The organism is Sulfuricurvum sp., assembly GCF_049587615.1.
Lineage (GTDB): Bacteria > Campylobacterota > Campylobacteria > Campylobacterales > Sulfurimonadaceae > Sulfuricurvum.
Genome location: NZ_JBAVEF010000002.1, coordinates 12,872 through 35,075 on the forward strand (window position 1 = coordinate 12,872; position 22,204 = coordinate 35,075).

The window sequence follows — 22,204 nt, forward strand, 5'->3', positions numbered from 1 at the left end:
AATTTTAGGAGTATGGTTATGATGCACTATTTCCATCGTCAGGTACAATTATGGGGAGAAGAGACGCAAATGCTCCTTCAACACAAGCGGATAGCCATTATCGGAAGCGGAGGGCTGGGTTCGTCACTCGCTTTTGCTCTGGGGGCATCGGGAATCGGCGAGATACATATGATTGATTTTGATACGGTGAGTTTGCATAATATTCATCGTCAAATCGCATTTAAAATGGGAGATGAAGGGAAGTTCAAGTCGGATGTCGCGGTGGAACTGATTCATGCACGCTGTCCGTTTGTGAAAGCGACTTCTCATGTATGCCGTTTTGAAGAGTTTATCCAAAAAAATATCGAGGTGGATCTGATTATCGATGCAACGGACAATCTCCCCTCACGAGGAGAAATTAATACGTATGCCAAAAGCAAAAACTTGCCATGGGTATACGGTTCGGTAGAGGCATTTAACGGACAAGTCTGTTTTTTTAAAGAGGCATCGTTTAGCGAGCTTTTTAAAATCACCCAAAAAACGCCGGCAGGGATCGCCGCTCCGATTGTTATGCATATCGCATCGCTTCAAGCAAATTTGGCATTGCGTTATTTGGCAGGGCTCAGTGTCAAGACAGACACCTTGTATTATCTCTTTTTTAATGCGGAAGGGGAGTTGGTAACGCAGAAGTTTGCGTTACCGAAGAGTGAAGCTTAAAGGGCTGCGATATGTTTGGACAATGCGTCGATTTGTCCATCATTGAGCCCTTTGGCTTGGCCTTGCATTAAGGCTTTCATCTCTTTGCCGTAGGTTCCCGCTTGGTACCCTTTAAGGGCATCTTTTACTTGCTGTTCGCTAAAGTCAGCAATAATGGCTGATTTTCCCAATGCCGCTTTTTCAGCTTTCGCTCCATGACACGAAGCACATTTTTGACTGAACAACGCTCCGCCGTCCACCGATGCGGAAGTGACTGCTTTTTTGGGAGCCGGTTCCGGTACTACTTCTTTTTTGGCAACGGGTGCTGTTGTTTCTTTTGTGACCGCCGGTTTACTCGCTTCTTTCTCCAAAGCTGTTGCGGTAACGCTACTTGGTGCTGCAGGTGCTGTTTCTGTGCTAGGTGCTTCTTTTTGCACGGTCGGTTCGGCAATGGATGTAACGACGGTCGGGGATGGAGGTGTCTGATCCGGTGTGGAATCACTGCATCCGATGAGAAGGAGGGAACAGAGGACGGGTAGAATGATTTTCATAAAGAATACTCCTAATTAAGATTAGGACAGTTTACGATAAGTTAGTTTGATTTTTTTTTAAAGAAGAGAGAAAAATAATTTCGCACCGAAGTGCGAAATATGCAGAATAAGTTGAACTTATTTAGCAGGAGTAGCAGCAGCTTCAGTTGCAGTAGCAGCAGCTTCAGTAGCAGTAGCAGCAGCTTCAGTAGCAACAGCAGCTTCTTCAGTAGTAGCAGCAGCAGCTTCAGTAGTAGCAGCAGCTTCTTCAGTAGCTACAGCAGCTTCTTCAGTAGCTACAGCAGCTTCTTCAGTAGCAGCAGGTGCTTCAGTAGTAGCAGACTCGCTGCATCCGATAAACATTGCAGCCAAAAGCAACGCAGAAATGATTTTCATCATGGTAAGGCTCCTTAAAAAAATATGGCGGAAGTATACCACTACACCCCCCATACTTGTCAAGCATTTTTCGATTAATTTGAAAGTATTTTTTAAAATCCCCTATTATGGGGCTTTTGTGAAGATAACATTTTTATCAAATTTCGAAAAATGTGTGGTAAAACGGTGACATATTTCCATTATTTTTTTGAATTTTTTCCATTTTTTCTCTTTGTTTACTAATGATTGTCTTTTGGGAGTCATTTAAGCGATGAAGAAAAGGGGACCATTGCGTGTAAAAACTATCGCCATGCGCGATAGTTTTAGGGATACGATTGGATTATCGTCCTGAGGGAAGGAGGTTCGGTAGCGGAGGTGTTTGTTCTTCGCTCCATCCACCTCCTAGCGCTTTGTAAAGTGAGACGGTGGCAATGAGGCTATTTTGTTTGGCAACCAGGAGCTGCTGAGCTGCTTGAAGCCATTGCTGCTGTACGATGAGCATATCGCTGTAGGTAATGGTTCCGACGTTGTAGCGGAGTTTGCTCTGCATCAGCGCTTTTTGGATGGCTTGGGAGCGTCCGTTTTGATAGTTCACTTGCTCTTTTGTTTTTACAGTTTGTCCGAGGGCGTTATTCGTATCGTTAAATGCGTTGACGATACTTTTTTTATATGTAGCGAGGGTTTGGTTCCGATCGGCTTCGGCGCTCTTGATTTCCCCCTCAATCCGTCCGGCAGAGAAGAGAGGGACACTGATGGAGGGGGCAATCTCCCATAGGCGTGCCGGGTTGGTGAGAAAATTGCTGAGTTCCAGACTTTGTATCCCTAACATCCCTGTTAGTTTGATGCTTGGGAAATAAGCGGCGCGGGCCACGCCTATTTGTGCGTTAGCGGCAATCAGATTTTGTTCTGCCGCTGCAATATCCGGACGTTGGTGCAGGATGTTAGCCGGCAATGCGGCAGGAATATCCGGAAGGGTAATGGAATTCAATGCCGATGTTTTAACCGATACGGGATTGCGGCCTAAGAGGAGATTATAGATTGCCTCTTCCGCTATTTTAGAGGCTTCGAGCCCCGATAGGGTTGCTTTGGCACTTTCCAATTCGGATAACGATTGTAATAAAGCCGTTTCGGCGATAACGCCGTGTTTGTATTTGATCTCATGGAACTTGACAATGTCGCCGCATAAGACGACGTTTTCTTTGGCCAAATCGATTTGCCCCTGAAGCGAAGCAAGCTTCATATAGGAAGCGGCAACGTTGGAAGCAATGGAGAGCCTGAGTGTTTGTGACGCGTATTCGCTGGAGAGGAGGGCCGCACGGGCCGCTTCATTGGCACGGCGCACTTTTCCAAACAGATCGATCTCATAAGTGGCTAATGAGAGCGATCCGGCATAGGTGGAGGTAACCCCTTCGCGCAACATATAACCGCCGGTAGAGGCATTCTCCACCCCTTTGCGGTCCAATGAAGCGTTAGCATTGATTTGGGGATAAAGATACGATTTGGCCTGATCAAATTTCCCCAGCACTGCTTCGACGGAAGCCCGAGACGCTTGCAGGTCGTAGTTCGCCGCCAGCGCCTCATCCACTGCACGATTTAAAGACGGGTCTTGGAAACTTTTCCACCACTCTTTATTAAGGTGCATCTCTGCCGTTTTATTGGTATCCTGATGGACAAAGGTTTCCGGTACGGCAACATCGGGGCGGACATAATCGGGCCCGATTGCGCACCCCCCAAAAAGGAGGGAGGAGAGGAGGGCGAGATTCAGGGTTGTGTTATTCATGATCGGCTCCTTTGGCAGGGGCGAATTTTTCTTGGGCGGTTGCCACCCAGTAATAGAGATACGGGATAAAGTAACGTTCGATAAAGGTTGCTGCGAGCATCCCCCCAAACATCGCAACCCCGATCGAGAAGCGGCCGGAGGAACCGGCTCCGGAACTAAAGATGAGCGGCAGCATCCCCGCCAAAAAGGCGAAAGAGGTCATCATCATCGGACGGTAACGCAATCGTGCCGCTTCCATCGCTGAATCATAGATACTTTTTCCCATCTGCCGCTGTTCTTCGGCAAATTCGACGACCAAAATCGCATTTTTTGCCGAGAGGGCGATGAGGGTGAGCAATCCGATTTGAAAGAAAACGTTGTTATTGAGAAACGGAATCAGCCATACGACCGTATAGGCCCCCATAATCCCATACGGCACGGCTAACATGATCGAGATCGGTAATGTCCAACGCTCATAGAGTGCGGCAAGGATCAGATAAACCATCACTAACGCGAACGCCATGATCATGAGTGCTTTGGAACCGACGAGCTTCTCTTGGAGATATAGCCCTTCCCAGTCGTAACTTACGGTGGAGGGGAGTACGGTGTCCCCTTTGGCTTCCAAAATTTTTATCAGATCACCCGAACTGTATCCAGGGGAGGGTGAACCCATAACGGTGCTGCAAAGGACGCCGTTAAAGTGCTCGATGCTCGACGGTGCGCTCGACATTTTAGCCGTTACAACCGAAGAGAGGGGGACGAGCTGACCGCTGGACGAGCGAACCCATGCACGTCCGATATCCTCCGGTGTAGCGCGGTACGGTGAATCGGCCTGGATCTGCACCCAGTAGGTTTTACCGTTTTTATCGAACTGATTAACGTACATCGTTCCGATCGTCGATTGGAGCGTTTGGAATACATCGCTGATGGAGAGTCCCAGCATCTTTGCTTTCTCACGATTTACTTCAATAGACAGTGTCGGGGTGTTCGTGTTCATCGTCGTCATCGGATTTTTGATACTTGGTTCGGTGCGTAAATCGGCGACGAACGCATTGGTTGCATCGGCGAGTTTGTTAAAATCGTTGTCTCCATATTGGAGAAGGCGCAGACTGAACATATCGGAAGGTCCCATCCCGCGAATCGGCGGCGGAGGCATCGCAAATACTTTAGCCTCTTTGATGGATCCCAGTTTCGGTCCAAGCGAGTTGAGGATACCAAAAACGGCCAACTCTTTGGTTGGGCGTTCAGACCATGGTTTGAGCCGGGTAAAGATAACGGCAGAGTTCGGTTCTTGGGAAAAGGTGAGGATGTTAAGCCCTGTAATGGCTGTGTATTTGTAAATCCCCTCTTGTTTCCCTAAAATGGCTTCTACCTGCTTAACGACTTCTAAGGTACGGTTGGCGGTGGCACCTTCGGGAAGGTTGACACTAGTGATAAAGAATCCCTGATCTTCCATCGGCAAAAAGGCGCTCGGAAGTGTCTTGTGAAAAAATCCGATGAAAAAGTAGGTTGAGAGATAGATGACCAAGAAAATGAACGATTTACGGATCATAAAACCGGATCGGCGGACATAATTATCGGTCATTGCCCCGAATTTGCGGTTAAACCAGCGGAAAAAGCGGGCCGGTTCTTTCTCATGGTGTTTGAGGATCAATGCACCGATAGCAGGGGCAAAGGTGAGTGCCATAAAGCCCGAAAAGACGACAGAGATCGCGATTGTCGCGGCGAATTGTTTGTAGAGCTGACCCGTCATCCCGCCCAAAAAGGTTGCGGGGATAAAGACGGCACACATAACGAGGACGATGGCGACGACGGGACCGGAAATCTGAGTCATCGCTTTGATCGCCGCTTCACGCGGTGAGAGCTTTTCACTCTGTAGTATCCGCTCCATATTTTCGATAACGACGATCGCATCATCGACGACAATCCCGATGGCGAGCACCAGCCCAAAGAGGGTGAGAGTATTGATCGAATATCCCAACAGATACATACCGATAAAAGCACCCGTCAGAGAGATCGGGATCGAGAGGATCGGGATCATTGCCGCGCGGGAGCTTTGCAAAAAGAGGTAAATTACCAAGCTGACCAAAACGATGGAGGCAAGGAGGGTAAAGACAACCTCTTCGATCGAAATTTTGACGAAGTCGGTCGTGTCGTAAGGAATATCGTACGCAATCCCTTTCGGGAATTTTTTGGAAAGTTTCTCCATTTTTTCGGCGACGGCGGCGGAGGTATCGAGGGCATTGGCGTTGGTATCGGCAAAAATCCCGATCATGGCGGCTGGTTTACCGTTCACCCGTCCGAAAAATTCGTAGTTTTGGCTTCCCAGTTCCACACGGGCAACATCGCGCAGACGGATCATCGAGCCGTCGGTTTTGGAGCGGATAATGATATTCTGGAACTCTTCGGGGGTAGAAAAACGCCCTTTGGAGGTGAGTTGCATCGTCCACATTTGCTCATCCGCCGTCGGCGCTTGCCCTAAACGTCCCGGGGAGACTTGGAGATTTTGATCTTTGATTGCCGCAGAAATTTCAGAAGTGCTGACCCCCAGTGAGGCCATTTTATCAGGGTTTAGCCATACTCGCATCGCGTAGTCGCGTTGACCAAAGATTTGGCTTCTTCCCGCTCCGGGGATTTTTTTGATTTCATCGAGGAGGTTGGCGGAGATGTAGTTACTGATCCCCGTCGCATCGTAGCTTCCATCAGGAGAGGTGATCGCCACAATGAGCAAAATATCGGAAGTTTTTTTCTGGACGGTTACCCCCAGATCACGGGTCGTTTGGGGAAGCTGTGCCAAAACCGAGTTGATACGGTTTTGAACATCGACTGCCGCCATATCCTGATTGACCCCGATGTTAAAGGTACAGGTGATCGTAGCGCTTCCCGGAAGGGCTGCCGCTTTGGAAGACATGTACATGAGTCCGTCCGCACCGGAGATTTGAGACTCCAGCGGGGTGAGGATATTGTTCGCGATGGTTTGGGCATCGGCACCCGGATACTGCGCCGTGACGACAACGGTAGGGGGGGTGAGATTCGGCAGCTGCGAGATCGGCAGCGTTTTAATCGCCACAAATCCGAGCAGCATGATGATCATCGCAATAACAGCCGATAAAACGGGGCGATTGATGAAATATTTACTAAACATAGTTATTTCGCATTCGGAATGATTTCCGCTCCCGGTTTGAGTTTAGGCAGGCCGTCTGCGGCGATTTTATCTCCGGCATTGACACCGCTCTCGATCAGGATATTTTCACCGACCCACTCTCCCGCTATAACCGGCTTTGGAGTGACGGTGTTGTTGGCTTCGATGCCGTAGACAAATTTCCCTTTATCCCCCGTGAGAAGGGTTTTTTGGGGAACGTAGAGGGCATTTTTCCACTCCATCCCTTTGACTTTGACCTGGACGAACTGACCGGGGAGAAGTTTATGGTCACTGTTATCAATCACGGCACGGTAGGTAATGTTGCCGGTGGTCGAATCGACGAACGGTGCGATGAAGTTGATAGAGCCTTTGCGTGCTAACGTTGTCCCGTCACTGAGGGTAAGTTCAATTTCGTATTTACCGTCTTTCGGGGTGGTGAGTTTACCGCTGGCAATCGCATTTTGTCGGGCAAGTTTTTCATTTTCGGTAAAGGTAAAATTGACGTACATCGGATCGGTTTGATACACGGTTGTGAGCAACCCGTTTGCCCCGCTCGCGACATACGTACCGACATCGATTTTCGATTTATCGACAAACCCGCTGATAGGGGATTTGACGTTGGTATAGCTGAGGTTCAGTTTGGCTTGCTCCAGCGATGCTTTAGCCGCCATAAGTGCGGCGGCGGTGTTGCGTTCATTGGCCGTTGCGGTGTCGAGATCCTGCTGACTTGCGGCATTGGCATCGGCAAGGGGTTTGATACGTTTCAGCACCGCTTTGGCATTGGTGTGATTCGCGGATGCCAGTTCATAAGAAGCTTTGGCACTCTCAAGAGAGTTTTTTAAATCGCTTGGATCGATAACGAATAACGTATCTCCTTTGTTTACGGCTGAACCTTCGGTATAAGAGCGTTTTTGGAGGTATCCGTTTACCCGTGCGAAAACTTGTACGGTATTGAAAGCCTGTGTTTGCCCCGTTGCTTGTAAAAGGGCCGGGAAATTGCCCGTTTTTACTTCGGTAGTAGTAACGGGGACGGGGCCTTCAGGGGGCTTTTCCATCCCTTTGGCTTTTGGGCGTTCGCATCCGCTGAGTACGATGAGCAAAACAGAAGAGAGGGCGAGGGTAGAGAGGCGATTCATTCGGATTCCTTTTGTGTGTAATTTAACGTTTGGCACATCTGCTTCAAAACACGCAGCGTAATGGCGAGTTCATCGGGATCGATACCTCGGTGGAGATAGCGTGTTGCTTCATCTAAAACTTCCATCGTCGGTTTTTCCAACGAGACACCCTGCGGTGTAAGGGTGACGAGGTTGCACCGTTTATCGTTTTTATCGGTAGCACGTCCGATCAGAGAGCGTTTTTCCAGTCCGGCGATCAGACGGGTGACACTGGCTTTGTCTTTGCCGACAAAATCGGCGATGGTTTGCTGGGTGGATACCCCTTCTTTCCACAAAACGACCATAACTTTAAACTGCTCAATCGTCATATCGATTCCGTGCAACGCGAGTTGACGGGTAAGATAGTTTCGTGCGGCCATAGCGGAAAGATTGGTAAGACACCCTAACGATTCTTCGGTCGGGCATTCGCATCGGTTCATAAGTAACTCCTGAAATAGTTGATTATGCAACTAATTGGGCGAATTCTAGTCATATACGGCTGATATGTCAAGAATAATTTGTTAATAATATGAACGCAGGAGTTGCATGGCTGCGCTATAATCCGATTAATTTCTACTGGGCGGTTTGAATGTTTCGTTTTGTGTCGGTTTGGGTGTTTGTGATGAGCGTTGTGTGGGGAGCAGCGATTGAGAAAAAAGTTCCCATTTTGTGTTACCACCGTTTCGGCACCGAGGTGGCCGATTCGATGACGATTAAAACCTCCGCGTTTACTGAACAGCTCGCGTGGCTCAAAGCCAACGGGTATACCGTGATCCCCCTTGATACTGCCGCCGCGTATCTTCGGGGAGAGGTGAAATCGATTCCCGCCAAATCGGTCGTCATCACCGTCGATGACGGACACAAAAGCGTCTACAGCGACATGGCTCCCGTCGTCAAAAAATACCGCATCCCCGTCACCCTCTTTATCTATCCGAGTGCGATCTCGAATGCTAAGTACGCGATGAACTGGGAACAGCTCCGTGAATTAGAGACGACGAAACTGTTCCGTGTCGAGTCGCACACCTACTGGCATCCGAATTTCAAAAAAGAGAAGAAAAAACTCACGAGCGAAGAGTACGCCAGGTTCGTCGATAAACAGCTCGGCGGCGCGAAGAAAAAACTCGAAGAGCGTATGGGACACGAGATCAAATACCTTGCATGGGTGTTTGGAATTTATGATGACGCTCTTCTCGTTGATGCCAAAAAATGGGGATACGCGGCGGCGTTTACGATCGATCGACAACACGCCTCATCGGGGGATAATGCGATGGCGTTGGGCCGCTATATGGTGGTCAGTAAACACGATATCAAAGCGTTCGAGGGGATGGTGAACGGTACGGAAGATCGGATGCCGAAAGATAAACAAGAGGTCGTGAAGTATTAATCTTCTAAATATTTGACAATTTTATCCGATATTCGTATAATTTGTAAAATATCAAAAAGGAGAGCATCATGAAAACCAAAGAGATTGCATCCTTGCTCGGTGTACCTCCTTCGACCTTGCATGATTGGAAAAAAAATCCTGAAAAGAAAAATCTTGCGGCGATCCTCACTGCAATGCCCAAAGAGGCTGCACTACAATTTATAAAAGATGCGACGAAAAAACAAGCACCGAAAATGCTACTGGCAACGGTGAATTGCTCTATCGGAAATACCAAAAAACATCTCAAGGCTTCGGATATTAAAAAGCTTCTTTCGGGAAATAAACCTGAAACATCGGTTGAAAAGTACGCGCTCGATGTGATCAAAACGGAAGCCACTCACGAAGAGATTATGTCGTTTGCAACCTACTATCGCATTCCGAAGAAAAGTCTCAGTAAAATTTTAAATGGATAATATTGATTTTATCCGAGAACATTACGGAGAGCAGATTAACGCATTCAGATGGTTGATCGAAGAGCGATTCGGGTATCTACCAAATCAAAACAGCTCCCTCTTACGCTTCGGAGGAGGAACGGCTCTCGCTATCTATCATTTCCAACACCGTAAAAGTTTTGATATCGATTTGTTTGCTATCGATCAGCAAGTTTTGAACTATTTGAGTCCGAAAACATGGATTGAGGAATCACGCCATTTTAATGCCAGTGAGTATATCGATCAAGCTCACCATGTCGGTCTCTTATCCAATAATAATATCAAAGTCGATATTCTCGTTGCGGCAGATTTTATCGAGCCTCCTTTGATCGATTCGTCGCGGGAGCTTTTTTCGGTTGATATTTATGTCGAAAGTATCTCGGACATCATTGCAAAAAAGATTGTTTTTCGAAATGCTCAAAACAAAACGAGAGATATTATCGATATTGCGGTTGCGCTTTCAAAAGAGCCGAATATTTTGGTTTCTATAGTAGAAAAAGGTGCGGTGAGTATTGAAAATATCAAAACATTGCAAAGTGCGATAAATAGCTTAAATAGGGAAAAATACGGGTATGAAACGGAGATTGTGGAGCCTTTTGACGAATATCAAACTATAGCGGAAACGGCTCCCGATATGATTTTGGAAGAGTGTTCAAGGTTGATTGAAAATTTTTAAGGATCGGTTGCCGTAAACCATAATCAATTTACAGTCTTAAATCGCTATAATATATCTATTAAATTCCATTACAAAGACCGTCCTTTGCATTTTGAACCGTACCCATTTGAAAAACTCACTTCTCTTTTAGAGGGAATCACCCCTAATAGTGCCTATTCTCCGATCGCTTTGACCATCGGGGAACCGCAGTTTGAGACTCCCGCTTTTATCCAAAAATCGATTTGTAAGCACTCCGAAGAGCTTCGCCGTTATCCGAAAACGGCGGGCGAAGCGTATCTCAATGAGGCGATGAGAGGATTTGTCGAACGCCGCTTTGGGGTGAAGCTCCAGCCAAACGAGCTTATCAGTTCTTTCGGAACACGGGAAGTGCTTTTTAATTTCCCTCAATACTATTTGTTTGACAAACAAAACCCTGTCATGGCCTATACCAACCCGTTTTATCAGATTTACGAGGGTGCGGCGATCGCGTCGCGCGCACGTGTCATTCATCTGAATCTGACGGAGCAAAACGGCTTCAAACCGATCATCAACGAAGCGGAACTCGCTGAATGCGACCTCGTGATTTTGAATTTCCCGAACAACCCGACAGCCTCCGTATTGAGCCTCGAAGAGTTGGGGGAATGGGTAAAACTCGCCCTCAAACACGATTTCTGCCTTATCAACGACGAGTGCTACAGCGAGATTTATACGGCCGAAAAGGTCCCTTCGCTCCTCGAAGCCTCGGTTTACGTCGGTAATACGGCGTTTAAAAACGTCCTCGTCATCAACTCGATCTCCAAACGCTCTTCTGCACCGGGACTTCGCAGCGGATTTATCGCGGGGGATGCTGAGATTTTAAAAGGGTACGCGCAGTACCGAACCTATGTCGGATGCGCTTCGCCTCTACCTTTGCAAGCGGCTTCAGCAATGGCATGGGCGGATGAGGTACATGTCGAGTGTGCCCGCTCCGTCTATGCAGAGAATTTCAAAGCGGCGCAGGAGATTTTGGGGATTGCAACCTCTGATGCGACGTTTTACCTCTGGCTAAAAGTTCCTAACGCTCTCGAATTTACAAAACGACTCTATCGCGACTACAACGTCAAGGTATTGCCGGGGGAATTTCTGGCACGTGACGATGCGTCAGGGGAAAATCCCGGTATCGGTTATATCCGCATCGCCCTCGTTGAGGAGACAATACGTACGATCGAAGCACTTAACCGCCTAAAGGAGGCACTGTCATGCAAGAATTAAAAGATAAAATTTTCCAAGCGCAGAGCGAGGGGGATATCGCCTCTTTATACGTCCTCGAAGCACAGGCACATGAGACGTTTGATGAAGATACCTTGATGGCCTATTATGCCAATATCCTCGATTTGGCATTGGAACGGCTCACCAATACCCTTGAAAATATGGAAAAGCTTGACATGAACGAAGTACAGGATTTCGCAACGCTCAGAGCTTTATATGAGTACGCGATCGAACATTACAGTGCGGGCTCAGCTACCGATGCGAGTGCATTGTTCGAAGTACTCGGCGGGATCAGTAATGATGAGGCGTTTAGTGCGGCGATGAGCGTTCATCGTGCAGGGTGTGACGCAAAAATCCCGTTTGATGATTTTATCGACGAGTATGTTGATATGGTCGCGACCCAAGAGGGCGGAAAATTTTATATCAGTTTTTTCAAAAAGGAAATTTCACAATGAAAATCCACTTTATCGGGATCGGCGGAATCGGCATTTCAGGACTCGCCAAATATATGCGTTTCAGCGGCCATGAGGTGAGCGGTTCGGATATGAAAGCAACCCATATCACGCAGCGTCTTATCGATCGGGGGATCAAAGTTTTTATTGGACACGATGCGGCAAATATCCCTGAGGGGTGTGATTTGGTGATTCACTCGGCGATTATCCGTGATACGAATGTCGAAGTAGTCGAAGCCAAAAACAGAGGGATCGAAGTCCTCCATCGCCGTGATGCACTGTTGCGTATCCTCAAAGAGAAAAAAGTGTACGCAGTATGCGGAGCCCATGGTAAAAGTACGACGACGGCGATTTTGGCCTCGATCATGAGTGGAAGCGCGATCATCGGTGCGGAGTCCAAAGATTTCGGCTCCAACGTCCGCTACGACGGGAGTACCGACGTGATGCTTTTCGAAGCGGATGAAAGCGACGGAAGCTTTTTGAACTCCAACCCCTACTGCTCGATCGTCACCAACGCCGAGCCGGAGCACATGGAGTATTACCACTACAATATCGACGAGTTTCATAACGCCTACCGCCGTTTCGTCGAGATGGCACCGATCCGTGTCATCAATGCGGAAGATCCGTTTATGGCGACGCTTGAGTGTGAAGCCATCCGTCTGTACCCGAGCCAGGATATCACCAATATCCGCTATACCCTGATCGATGATGAGCCCTATACCCGCTTCACCCTCAAAAACATGGGAGAATTCGAAGTGTGGGGATTCGGCGAGCATATCGCCATGGATGCGAGCTTGGCGATTTTAGCGGCGGCTCAGACGATGAGCATCGCGGCCATTCGTGCTAATATCCTCCATTTCAAAGGGATCAAGAAACGTTTTGACGTGATTTTTAAAGGCTCAGACCGCGTCATCATCGACGACTACGCTCACCATCCGACCGAGATCAAAGCGACGATGGAATCGCTCAAAATCTATGCGGAACTCAAAGGGTTCAAACGGATCATTGCGATCTGGCAGCCGCATAAATATTCGCGAACGATCGATAACCTCGATGCGTTCGTCGAGTGTTTCGAAGGGTGTGCCGAACTTGTTATCCTTCCGGTGTGGGCGGCGAGCGAAGAGGCGCGTGAGATCGATTTTATAGGGCGCTTCGGCCATTATGATCTCACAATGAGCGACAAACTCCACCGTGCGGGCGATACGATTGAAACGATGATCGGTGATGCGGTCGTCAAAACCTATGATCACGATCTCATCGTCGGATTCGGGGCGGGAGATTTGACCTATCAGCTCAGAGGGACCAAATAAGTTATGGGTTACCTCTTTTGGTTTGGAATCGTCGCCCTTGTGTTTGCGTTGATGCACTATTTTACGGAGCTTAACGGAAAACAAAAAGGGATGATATCGCTCGTGGTAACGCTCGTTATTGCGGCGGCAATAGCCTACAACATCCAAAGTGATCGTGAGCGTGCAAAAGTGAGTGCAATCGAGCTGAAGTATGAGAGGGGAGAAACACTGGTGTGTCAGGGGATAGAGGTCAACAGCACCACCTTCGGATACAGTGTGGGAACCCAGAGTTTTGTCGGCAATCGGGGGACAAAACATTATCAGCAAATCATTAATGCCCGTGAGTGTCAATGAGCCGACTCTCTGCTAACCTTTCCGAACTTTTCGGCAAACTCGATCTTCTTCCCCATATTTCCTCACTCGAGCACTTTTTTTCACGTGAACAAAACATCGCTATCCCCGGAGATCAGGAACGTCATTTCCGCTATATACAAGCCCTCGATGCACTGGAATTCAAAGCCCCGCCCAAAAGTGTAGGGTTCGAAACGATCAGTAATCATCTCAAAAAGCAGGGGGTTTTGCGGTTCGAAGAGATCCACGAACTTCTAAAAGTTGTCCGCTATTTTCGTCTGATGCGCAACCACAACTTCGCAGGGCTTATCGGCGAATGGATGGGGACGATCATCATCCCTGAACCGTTTGCCGAGATCGAGGAGTATTTCGATCATGAGGGGAACTTTATCGAATCGCGTGACGAAGAGCTCCATAAAATCGCGCAGCGGATCAAAGCGATCAAAACGGAGATCAACGACTCCATCAAGCGCCTCTTTCATACCCAAAAACTGACCCCTTATCTCGTCGATACCCAGATCCACTATATTAACGACGAAGAGACCCTTTTGGTGCGCGGCGGGTTCAACCACGTCCTCAAAGGCTCCGTCGTCGGACGGACGGGGGCGGGATTTTTCTACGTTGCCCCCGATTCGGTGCTCCGCTCCAAAGAGCAGTTGCGTTATGTATTGCAAGAGCGGGAAACCAAGCTTTATGAGTACGCGAAGCGGTTCAGCGCGAAGCTCTCCAATCTCGTCCCCTTTATCGGATTTTGTGATCGCGAGTTCGACCGATTTGACCATTATCAGGCGCGGGTGTTATTTGCCCGTGCCCGTGATTTTGCGATCCTAAAACCTCAAAACAACACCGATATCGTCCTCGAAGAGTTCTCTCATCCCGCCATCCATAAACCCAAACCGATCAGTGTTGATTTTCGCTCCAACCTCCTGATGATTACGGGGGTGAATGCGGGGGGTAAAACGATGCTCCTCAAATCGCTCCTCTCAGCGTCTCTGATGGCGAAATATCTCATCCCGATGAAGATCAACCCCCACAAATCACGGATCGGGAGTTTCAAGCGGATCGAAGCGGTGATCGATGATCCCCAAAGTGTGAGCAACGACATCTCCACCTTTGCGGGGCGGATGGTGCAATTTAGCCATCTCTTCGAGCACAAAAGCGCCCTCGTCGGGGTCGATGAGATCGAGTTGGGAACCGATAGCGACGAGGCGGCGGCACTCTTTGCCATCGTCCTCGATGAGCTGATCAAACGGGGTCAAAAGATCATCGTCACCACCCACCACAAACGTCTCGCCGCACTGATGGCCGATCGTGACGACGTGGAGCTGATGGCGGCGTTGTATGACGAAGAACGACGTCTCCCGACCTATGAGTTTTTGCAGGGGGTGATCGGTAAGAGCTATGCCTTTGAGACGGCGTCACGCTATGGGATCAACCCCGCCATCATCACCCGCGCCAAATCGCTCTACGGCGAAAACCACGAAAAACTGAGTGTCCTCATCGAGCGGGGGAGCGAACTGGAACGTGAACTCAAACGTAAAAACCGCGAGGTGGACGAGAAACTCGAATCGCTCAAATCGCAGGAAGCAGCGCTCAAAGAGGCGCGGGAACACCTACGGACAGAACTCGATGCAGAGAAAGCAAAACTTCGCTCCGGCTATGACGAAGCGATCCGCGAAGCCAAAGAGGCGGCGCGAGGGCATGATATGGCGGCCATCCATAGACAGCTAAACCGTGCGCAGGCGAAACTCCCTAAAGTCGAAGTTCCTAAAATCGCCGAACCCGAACCGATAAAATACGAAGTAGGGCAGGCGGTCAAATATCGTAACCAGCGCGGAACGATAGTGAGTGTCGGAGCCAAAGATGCGATGATCGAGGTGGAGGGGATGCGGTTACGAGTCAAACTCCTTGATCTCAAACCGAGCGGAAATCTCCCGAAAAAGCCCAAAACCACCCATACGATGCAGGTGGAGCAAAAAAGCGGTCTCAAACTTGATCTTCACGGACTTCGAGGGGAAGAGGCGTGCGAGAGAATGGATAAGTTCCTCTCTGACGCACTGCTGCAGGGATTTGACGAGGTGTTGATCTATCACGGGATCGGGACGGGGAAACTTTCGTATGCGGTCAAAGAGTTTCTCAAAGGCCATCCGAGTGTCAAAAGCTTTAGCGATGCGCCTGCGCATATGGGGGGATTCGGAGCGAAAGTGGTGAGGCTTTAATATCTCTCATCATACCTTTGCAGCCTTTCATCATTCCCGTATAGACGGGAACTGAATTTTCCGTTATCTTCTAATTTGTTCTAAATAATCTTTTGTAAATTTCCTTATATCTATTGTAAAATATTTAAAAATATGTTGTTTCTATTTAATGTGGATATGTATTTTCTCGCTTGTCTCCAGTTCAAGAAGAGAGAAACCAAATGAATACTATGTAGCTCCTATTCTATGAGAATAGTAGCGAGGAATATTTTAAGAGGAAAGTATGAATAAAGATTCAAAAATCATTTTGGGTGCAAGTATTATAGTCATAACATTTTGGAGTTTGAGTTGGCTGCTTTTAGGTGATAGAAGTTTTGAAGAACGTGGTACGTTTGGAGATATGTTTGGTGCAGTAAATGCTCTTTTTTCTGGATTCGCTTTTTTGGGAGTAATCTACGCTATTTTACTTCAAAGAACGGAATTGTCGTTGCAGAGAACTGAATTGTCATTGACAAGGCAAGAACTGCAGAAGTCTGCTAATGCCCAAGAAAGATCTGAAAAGGCGTTAGCTAAACAGGCAGATGCAATGGTAAAAACTGCACGAATAAATTCACTTACTGCATCTTTGGAATCTCTAGAAAAACGGCGTAAATCGATTTTACCAATCAATGATGAGAGGCAAAGAAAAGTATTTGTTGAACTTTCCAGTAAAATCAGTGCTATAACGAATAAATTAGATTCATTAATGGATGAATCACTTATTGATGAAGCTTTAGAAAACTGAACATGGTTTTTCCTTATTCCCAATGTCCTCGTTGGGAATGCAGACTTTTCTCTGATTAAAGCCTTCGTCACTTTTTTTGTTCCGGCAAAAAAAGTAACCCAAAAAACCTCGTCTTTCCGGCAAATCGCTCGCATGTTCCCGGCACTGCTGCCTCCACATGCGGCTTTCAAGGATGCCGGAAAGACTGTTTGCCGATTGTTTTCGCGGGACGCGAAAATATTTACATAAAAAATTCCCGTGATCCATTACCTAGAGCCGCTCCGAAGGCAGTCGTGTCGGGAGGAGCGAGCGTTCATGGATCGCGGTATGCTCTTTTGGTACTTTTCTGGCTAAACAGAAAAGTATGAAGGGTTTGGAATGCCCTCTATAAACTTGACACTTATTGATTCGCCGTTACGACGAACAGCTCACATGGGATATACCGGCGATGTCAAAAAAATGGGCGGGCTTTGCTCTGTAGTATTTCTCCTCGATTTCGATCGACTGCTCATCGTAGGGATGAGTCATCACCTCCTGCAGTTCATGGATCAGCGTATAGTCTCCATTTTCGGCCTGCTGATAGGCGGGGACGAGGAACCACTCTCTGAGTGTATATTTCGGATTAACCCGTTTCATCTGCTCTGAGAGGCTCGCGCGCTCTTCTGAGGTAGCGGCATCGATGAGCGATTTCCATTTTTCCAGCCACTCTGTCCATCGTTTGAGAAGCTCTTCAGTGAGAAATGTCTCATCATAGAAACTTTTTTGAAGAGGGCTGATCTCCTTCGGTAATGACGAGAGTTCACGAAAGAAGATCGTATAATCGACATGCGTTTGCACCATCAGCATAAAGAGCTCTCGGAAGAGCGGTTCATCAAAGGTGCGAAGACCCAGTTTTGCCGCCCACATTTTTTCCATTTTTTCATCCATTACTTTATCAAAGCCCTGTCGGATGGCATCAAGCTGAGCCGCAACATCGGGGTTGGAGGCTACCAGCGGTTTGAGTGCCGAGTAAAACATATGGAAATTGCGCTCCGCCGCCTGAGGCTGATTGAGAAATGAGAAGTGGACTCCGCCACCCGTCCAAGGCTGATATTTCGGGTCAAACATATCGATAAAGCCAAACGGGCCGTAATCGAGGGTAAATCCGCCTACGGCAGTGTTATCGCTGTTGAAATTGCCCTGGCAGTAGCCTACGCGGATCCAGTTGGCCACCAGTGAGGTGAGGCGGCTGCGGAAGTGAATAGCAAGCAAGAGCACTTTTTCTTCCAGCGGTAAAAGAGGCTCGATGACGTCGCTGTATTCGCGCTCAATCAGGTGCAGTACGATCTGTTCCAGCTCTTCGAGGGCTTTGGGGTGTTCCTGTTTGCGGGCGCGGCGGCCGAATAGCTCGATCTGACCCACCCGAAGAAACGAAGGAGCCACCCGTGTAGTGATCGCGACATCTTCTTCGATCATCACTTCGGGGTCTCGGGAATAGGAACCTTGATTAAACCATGGGCGTTTTACGGTCTCGGATTTCGAGGTGTAGAGCGTCAATGAACGTGAAGTCGGTACGCCGAGTGCGTACATATGCTCTTGTGCCAAAAACTCTCGTATACTTGAACGCAGTACCGCACGTCCGTCGGCTCCGCGGCAGTAAGGGGTTCTTCCGCCCCCTTTTAGCTGCATTTCCCAGCGCTGGCCGTTGATATTGGCCTCGAGGATGGAGATGGCACGCCCATCACCGTAACCGTTGCCGGTCTGAAAGGGACACTGCTGGTAGTATTCGGTGCCGTAGATGGAGAGGGCATAGCCCGTCGCCCAGCCATGAGTGCGTAAAGGCTTCGGAAGCTCTGAAGCATCGCCTGAAAACATCCGCATGAAATCCTCAGAGGTCGCCAGGGTGTCATCGAAGCCCAGTTCTTTAAAAAAAGTCTGACTGTGGGCTATGTAGCGGGGGTCTTTGATGGGGGTAGGGTTCACGGGGACATAGTGCCCGGAGAAGACTTGCCGCGGAGCGTGGTCGATACCATCACGCGTCGCCTCAGGATCCGGGGTAAGGGTGTCTGTGAGCGAATAATCTGCCAAGTTTGCCAGATCGCTCAGGGTTTTTACAGGTGCAGAAGTGTCATCCATCGCGTTCACCTCAATCAAATTTTTTCTGCCATATCCGACAGATATGGGTAGCTTTAGGGGGTTGTAGGGACATTTGTCCCTGCCACTTTATGGGCTTTGCCAAAAAAGTGTGTTACATCAGTAAATAAGTCGAATTATATAGGTGGAAAGTCAAACAAGAGACAGCAAAAGAATCTAATTATTTTGTACAAGATTAGGGGCTCAGGTGAATCAGACGATCCAATACCGAACCGGAATCCTCATCCTGATCCGATAGCGTATCAGCGGAAAGACGACCAAAAAGGCCCCGATGCTCATTTTTAAATGTTGCTTGACATTTAGCCAGAAAAGTACCAAAACAAGGGAACCGCTTTTGCGAAGCAAAATGTTTCTTTGAAAAGAGCCGGCTCTAGGTATTGGATCGCGGAGATTTTTGATTTTATCTATTTTCGCATTCCGCGAAAATCATTGCTATCTAATAGTTTTGCCCTCACACCATACCCAGAGCAAGGTCGCTCGCCGTAGGGTGAAGCGTACCGCCAGCGTTCTGGGGTGAGGGCGCTTTTCTTTTCGTTCTTTTCTTTACTAAAAAGAAAAGGATATATTCTTTTTGTGTATAATATTCCGTAAGATTACACGGGAGATTACGATGGTAGCCTATAAACCAAGCGAACTGATGAGTTCGACCGATGTCGCAAAAAATTTCGGTGCAGTCCTCTCCAAACTCGCAAACCACGAAGTCGATAAAATCTGCGTACTGCGAAACAACAAACCCGAAGCAGTAGTCCTCAGCGCACTCGAATATGAACAACTCCGTGATTATCGCTATTGGAACACAATGAGCGAAAAAGAGTATCTTCAAAAATCGCATGAGAGTATCGACAGTTCACGGAGCTATTCTATCGAAGAAGTAGATGCTTATCTCGAACGGACTATTGACTCGTATGAACGTTAGAATTCTCCCCTCTTTTATCGCCAAACTTCAGTTTGTTTTGGAAAAGATTGCCGAGGATAAAAGAAGTGCGGCGCATACGTTTCGTCGAGAGGTTTTACGTGAGTGTTACAGCCTCAGCGATTTTCCCTATCGTTGCCGTCGCTCGATTCATTATAACGATGACAATATCCGTGATTTGATTTTTAAAGGGTATACAATCATTTATAAAATCAAAGATGATGAGATAAAAGTGTTTGCACTGACAAAATATGAAGATTACAAAGATGAGAGTGAACAATGACACAAACTGAATATCAGGTCACATCATGAGTGAAGTATCTATCCGTTGGAAAGAAAAGATTGTTACCAAATAAACCTCGACTTTCCGGCAAATCGCTCGCGAGACTCCCGCACTTTTGCTTCCAAGGATGCCGGAAAGACGGATGATCTAGCAAAATATATGAAAATATGTAATTTTATGTTATAGTAAAAAAGATATTACATAAAAAGGGGTCATGATGAAGCGTTTTCTCATACCAGCGGTAATTGCCGCTGCCACTCTCACTGCTCAGGCACTTGCTGCCGATGTAGGTGTTTCGGTTAGTATCGGCCAGCCCGGCTTTTATGGCCGACTTGACATTGGCGACTTCCCGCAACCAAGGGTGCTTTACCACCAACCGATAATCGTTGAGCGGGGGATACCGATGAATCGCCCGCCAGTCTATCTGCGTGTCCCGCCGGGCCACGCCAAAAATTGGAAGAAGCACTGTCATGAATATAACGCCTGCGGCGAGCGGGTCTTATTTGTGCATGATGACTGGTACGAACGTGAGTATGTTCCGCGTTATCAAGAAAAACACCGTGACCGCGGGCATGATAACCAGGGCAAAGGCAGGGGTGATGATCATGGGAACAAAGGTCATGGCAATAAGCATGAAAGAGATTAAAAAATAAGCTTTTTGATTGCTCATGTTAAACGTTAATTAGAAAAAGCGAGAACAAATTAGCCAAATGGTAGCCATAGAGTAGTATCGGAGCTCGAAAGACTATGTCCAAAGATAAAACATGAAGGTCATAACGAAAAAAGGTCAGTGGCTAAATAAAGCAACGGCCTCACAACACCTCAAACATTTTCTCGCGGCACTCGTACTGGTAAGCTTGGCCGCCGGCTTGAGGGTATGGCCGCTACAAGTGTTAGGGTCGGAACTCGCCTGGCTGACATTTTATCCTACGGTGATTGTTGTTGCCCTGTATGCGGGATTTTACACCGGGTTACTGGCAACCGTGCTTGCCTGTTTTACGGTCACATTTCTGTGGCCGTTATTTGCTGCGCACCCTTTTATTGAGAATCGCTTTGACCTTCTGGAAATGGCTATTTTCACCCTCACTTCCAGTTTGATCGCCTATCTTGTCGAAGCCGTGCATCGTACTCAGAAAGCACTCAAGCAGGCTGAATTCGTATCGAAGAGCAGTACCGAACGTGAGCAATTCATCCGATCCATCGTTGATAACCTACCTAATATGATCGGCTATTGGGACAGGGAGTTACACTGCCGCTATGCTAACAATGCTTATCGTGAATGGTTCGGAAAGTCGCCCGAGGAGATTGTCGGTATCACGTTCCGAGATTTGGCAGGCGAACACCTGTTTGCCCTGAATCAGCCCCATATTCACCGAGTCCTGGCCGGCGAACAACAGCGTTTTGAGCGGACTCTGAACAAAGCCAGTGGAAAGGTAGGTCATATCATCGGGCACTATATCCCCGATTTCGATGCTGATGGTACGGTCAAAGGATTTGCGATTCAGTCCAGCGAGGTGACCCTTCTCAAAGAAACCGAGGCGAAACTCGAACTGGCCGCATGCGTCTTTAAGAACACGCTCGATGGTGTCCTGATCACCGATGCCGATGGAATTATTTTGTCGGTCAATCCGGCTTTCACCGAGATAACCGGCTATACGGCCGAGGAGGCTGTCGGACATAACCCCCGGATTCTTCAATCTAACCGGCACGACCGGGCATTTTATACCTCCATGTGGACGCAGATAGCAACGAAGGGGCGATGGAACGGCGAGATATGGAACCGACGTAAAGACGGGGACCTTTATCTGGAACGTATGACCATCAGCATGGTTCGCGATGCGGACGGCAAACCTATACGCTATGTATCGGTATTCAGCGACATTACTGCTTTTTGGCGTAAAGATGAACACATAAAGCACTTGGCTTTTCATGATGCCTTGACCGACTTGCCGAATCGTACTTTGCTGATGGATCGGATAAACCAAAGACTTATCAATTCCAATCGTGAACAATGCAATCTGGCGCTGATGTTTATTGATCTTGACGGATTCAAGCTCGTAAATGACCAGTTTGGTCACGACGTCGGGGACACCCTGTTAAAGGAAGTAGCGAAAAGGCTCCTGGCACTGGTGCGAGAGTCAGATACCGTGGCCCGCGTGGGCGGTGACGAGTTCATCGTTGTCCTAAACAATCCCAAAGGAAAAGACGAAATTACGTCTATCGCCAACCTCATTGTCAGCTCGATAAATGAGCCTATGGAAATTCTCGGTGACGTGTTCCATGTAGGAGCATCCGTTGGCATTGCTATCTTCCCCGCCGACGCAAGTAGCTCCGTTGATTTAATCAAGAATGCCGACACGGCAATGTATGCCGCCAAAGAGTCGGGCAGAAATAAGATTAGTTTTTTCTTGCCTGAATAATTTCACAAAT

The 22,204-nt window shown here is 48.0% G+C and carries 21 protein-coding genes; 14 read left to right on the forward strand and 7 right to left on the reverse strand.

All coding sequences use genetic code 11. The annotated features are described in order from the left end of the window. Window positions 1-18 precede the first annotated feature (18 nt). On the forward strand, window positions 19-696 hold the full coding sequence (locus tag WB308_RS00075) for a HesA/MoeB/ThiF family protein (protein WP_424187741.1): 678 nt from the start codon (window positions 19-21) through the stop codon (window positions 694-696). Here WB308_RS00075 and WB308_RS00080 read toward each other — a convergent pair. From WB308_RS00080 to WB308_RS00105, 6 genes are all read right to left on the reverse strand, one after another. Continuing rightward, window positions 693-1,226 (reverse strand): c-type cytochrome, encoded by a 534-nt coding sequence (locus tag WB308_RS00080; RefSeq protein ID WP_424187743.1) that lies wholly within the window; start codon window positions 1,224-1,226, stop codon window positions 693-695. The genes WB308_RS00075 and WB308_RS00080 overlap by 4 nt on opposite strands. 117 nt (window positions 1,227-1,343) lie before the next feature. Continuing rightward, window positions 1,344-1,604 carry a hypothetical protein gene (locus tag WB308_RS00085; protein ID WP_424187745.1) on the reverse strand — a complete coding sequence of 87 codons (261 nt, stop codon included), beginning with the start codon at window positions 1,602-1,604 and terminating at the stop codon, window positions 1,344-1,346. 316 nt (window positions 1,605-1,920) lie between these two features. Then, complete coding sequence (locus WB308_RS00090) at window positions 1,921-3,360, reverse strand: efflux transporter outer membrane subunit (RefSeq protein WP_424187747.1); 1,440 nt, start codon at window positions 3,358-3,360, stop codon at window positions 1,921-1,923. After that, complete coding sequence (locus tag WB308_RS00095; RefSeq protein ID WP_424187749.1) at window positions 3,353-6,484, reverse strand: efflux RND transporter permease subunit; 3,132 nt, start codon at window positions 6,482-6,484, stop codon at window positions 3,353-3,355. The genes WB308_RS00090 and WB308_RS00095 overlap by 8 nt, the downstream gene beginning before the upstream one ends. Before the next feature lie 2 nt (window positions 6,485-6,486). Next, on the reverse strand, window positions 6,487-7,617 hold the full coding sequence (locus WB308_RS00100) for an efflux RND transporter periplasmic adaptor subunit (RefSeq protein WP_424187751.1): 1,131 nt from the start codon (window positions 7,615-7,617) through the stop codon (window positions 6,487-6,489). Further along, window positions 7,614-8,075: a MarR family winged helix-turn-helix transcriptional regulator gene (locus WB308_RS00105; RefSeq protein WP_424187753.1), complete on the reverse strand. Its 462-nt coding sequence runs from the start codon at window positions 8,073-8,075 to the stop codon at window positions 7,614-7,616. The genes WB308_RS00100 and WB308_RS00105 overlap by 4 nt, the downstream gene beginning before the upstream one ends. Before the next feature lie 149 nt (window positions 8,076-8,224). Between WB308_RS00105 and WB308_RS00110 the strand changes: the two genes are divergently transcribed. The 9 genes from WB308_RS00110 (at window position 8,225) to WB308_RS00150 (ending at window position 16,466) form a co-directional block, all read left to right on the forward strand. Then, the gene (locus tag WB308_RS00110) at window positions 8,225-9,019 is read left to right on the forward strand and encodes a polysaccharide deacetylase family protein (RefSeq protein WP_424187755.1); all 795 of its coding nucleotides are present in this window, start codon (window positions 8,225-8,227) and stop codon (window positions 9,017-9,019) included. A 68-nt stretch (window positions 9,020-9,087) separates the two neighbouring features. Further along, window positions 9,088-9,471 carry a helix-turn-helix domain-containing protein gene (locus tag WB308_RS00115; RefSeq protein ID WP_424187757.1) on the forward strand — a complete coding sequence of 128 codons (384 nt, stop codon included), beginning with the start codon at window positions 9,088-9,090 and terminating at the stop codon, window positions 9,469-9,471. Beyond that, complete coding sequence (locus WB308_RS00120; protein WP_424187759.1) at window positions 9,464-10,165, forward strand: nucleotidyl transferase AbiEii/AbiGii toxin family protein; 702 nt, start codon at window positions 9,464-9,466, stop codon at window positions 10,163-10,165. The genes WB308_RS00115 and WB308_RS00120 overlap by 8 nt, the downstream gene beginning before the upstream one ends. 84 nt (window positions 10,166-10,249) lie before the next feature. After that, window positions 10,250-11,395: a succinyldiaminopimelate transaminase gene (locus tag WB308_RS00125; RefSeq protein ID WP_424187761.1), complete on the forward strand. Its 1,146-nt coding sequence runs from the start codon at window positions 10,250-10,252 to the stop codon at window positions 11,393-11,395. Then, a complete protein-coding gene (locus WB308_RS00130; RefSeq protein ID WP_424187763.1) occupies window positions 11,383-11,847 on the forward strand; it encodes a hypothetical protein in 465 nt (154 codons plus the stop codon). Before WB308_RS00125 ends, WB308_RS00130 begins: the two co-directional genes overlap by 13 nt. Next, the gene (gene murC / locus WB308_RS00135; RefSeq protein WP_424187765.1) at window positions 11,844-13,154 is read left to right on the forward strand and encodes a UDP-N-acetylmuramate--L-alanine ligase; all 1,311 of its coding nucleotides are present in this window, start codon (window positions 11,844-11,846) and stop codon (window positions 13,152-13,154) included. The genes WB308_RS00130 and murC overlap by 4 nt, the downstream gene beginning before the upstream one ends. 3 nt (window positions 13,155-13,157) lie before the next feature. Beyond that, the gene (locus WB308_RS00140) at window positions 13,158-13,487 is read left to right on the forward strand and encodes a hypothetical protein (protein WP_424187767.1); all 330 of its coding nucleotides are present in this window, start codon (window positions 13,158-13,160) and stop codon (window positions 13,485-13,487) included. Further along, complete coding sequence (locus WB308_RS00145) at window positions 13,484-15,703, forward strand: endonuclease MutS2 (RefSeq protein WP_424187769.1); 2,220 nt, start codon at window positions 13,484-13,486, stop codon at window positions 15,701-15,703. The genes WB308_RS00140 and WB308_RS00145 overlap by 4 nt, the downstream gene beginning before the upstream one ends. Before the next feature lie 262 nt (window positions 15,704-15,965). Beyond that, window positions 15,966-16,466, forward strand: a complete 501-nt coding sequence (locus WB308_RS00150) for a hypothetical protein (protein WP_424187771.1) — start codon at window positions 15,966-15,968, stop codon at window positions 16,464-16,466. A 393-nt stretch (window positions 16,467-16,859) separates the two neighbouring features. On the opposite strand, the gene WB308_RS00155 is transcribed toward WB308_RS00150, so the two are convergent. Then, entirely contained in the window at window positions 16,860-18,560 is a 1,701-nt protein-coding gene (locus WB308_RS00155) for a protein adenylyltransferase SelO (protein WP_424187773.1), read from the reverse strand. 628 nt (window positions 18,561-19,188) lie between these two features. Here WB308_RS00155 and WB308_RS00160 point away from each other — a divergent pair. From WB308_RS00160 to WB308_RS00175, 4 genes are all read left to right on the forward strand, one after another. Then, window positions 19,189-19,494 (forward strand): hypothetical protein, encoded by a 306-nt coding sequence (locus WB308_RS00160; RefSeq protein WP_424187775.1) that lies wholly within the window; start codon window positions 19,189-19,191, stop codon window positions 19,492-19,494. Then, entirely contained in the window at window positions 19,484-19,774 is a 291-nt protein-coding gene (locus tag WB308_RS00165; RefSeq protein WP_424187777.1) for a type II toxin-antitoxin system RelE/ParE family toxin, read from the forward strand. The genes WB308_RS00160 and WB308_RS00165 overlap by 11 nt, the downstream gene beginning before the upstream one ends. Before the next feature lie 217 nt (window positions 19,775-19,991). Beyond that, the gene (locus WB308_RS00170; protein WP_424187779.1) at window positions 19,992-20,420 is read left to right on the forward strand and encodes a hypothetical protein; all 429 of its coding nucleotides are present in this window, start codon (window positions 19,992-19,994) and stop codon (window positions 20,418-20,420) included. Window positions 20,421-20,538: 118 nt separating this feature from the next. Beyond that, a complete protein-coding gene (locus tag WB308_RS00175; RefSeq protein WP_424187781.1) occupies window positions 20,539-22,194 on the forward strand; it encodes a diguanylate cyclase domain-containing protein in 1,656 nt (551 codons plus the stop codon). Window positions 22,195-22,204 lie beyond the last annotated feature (10 nt).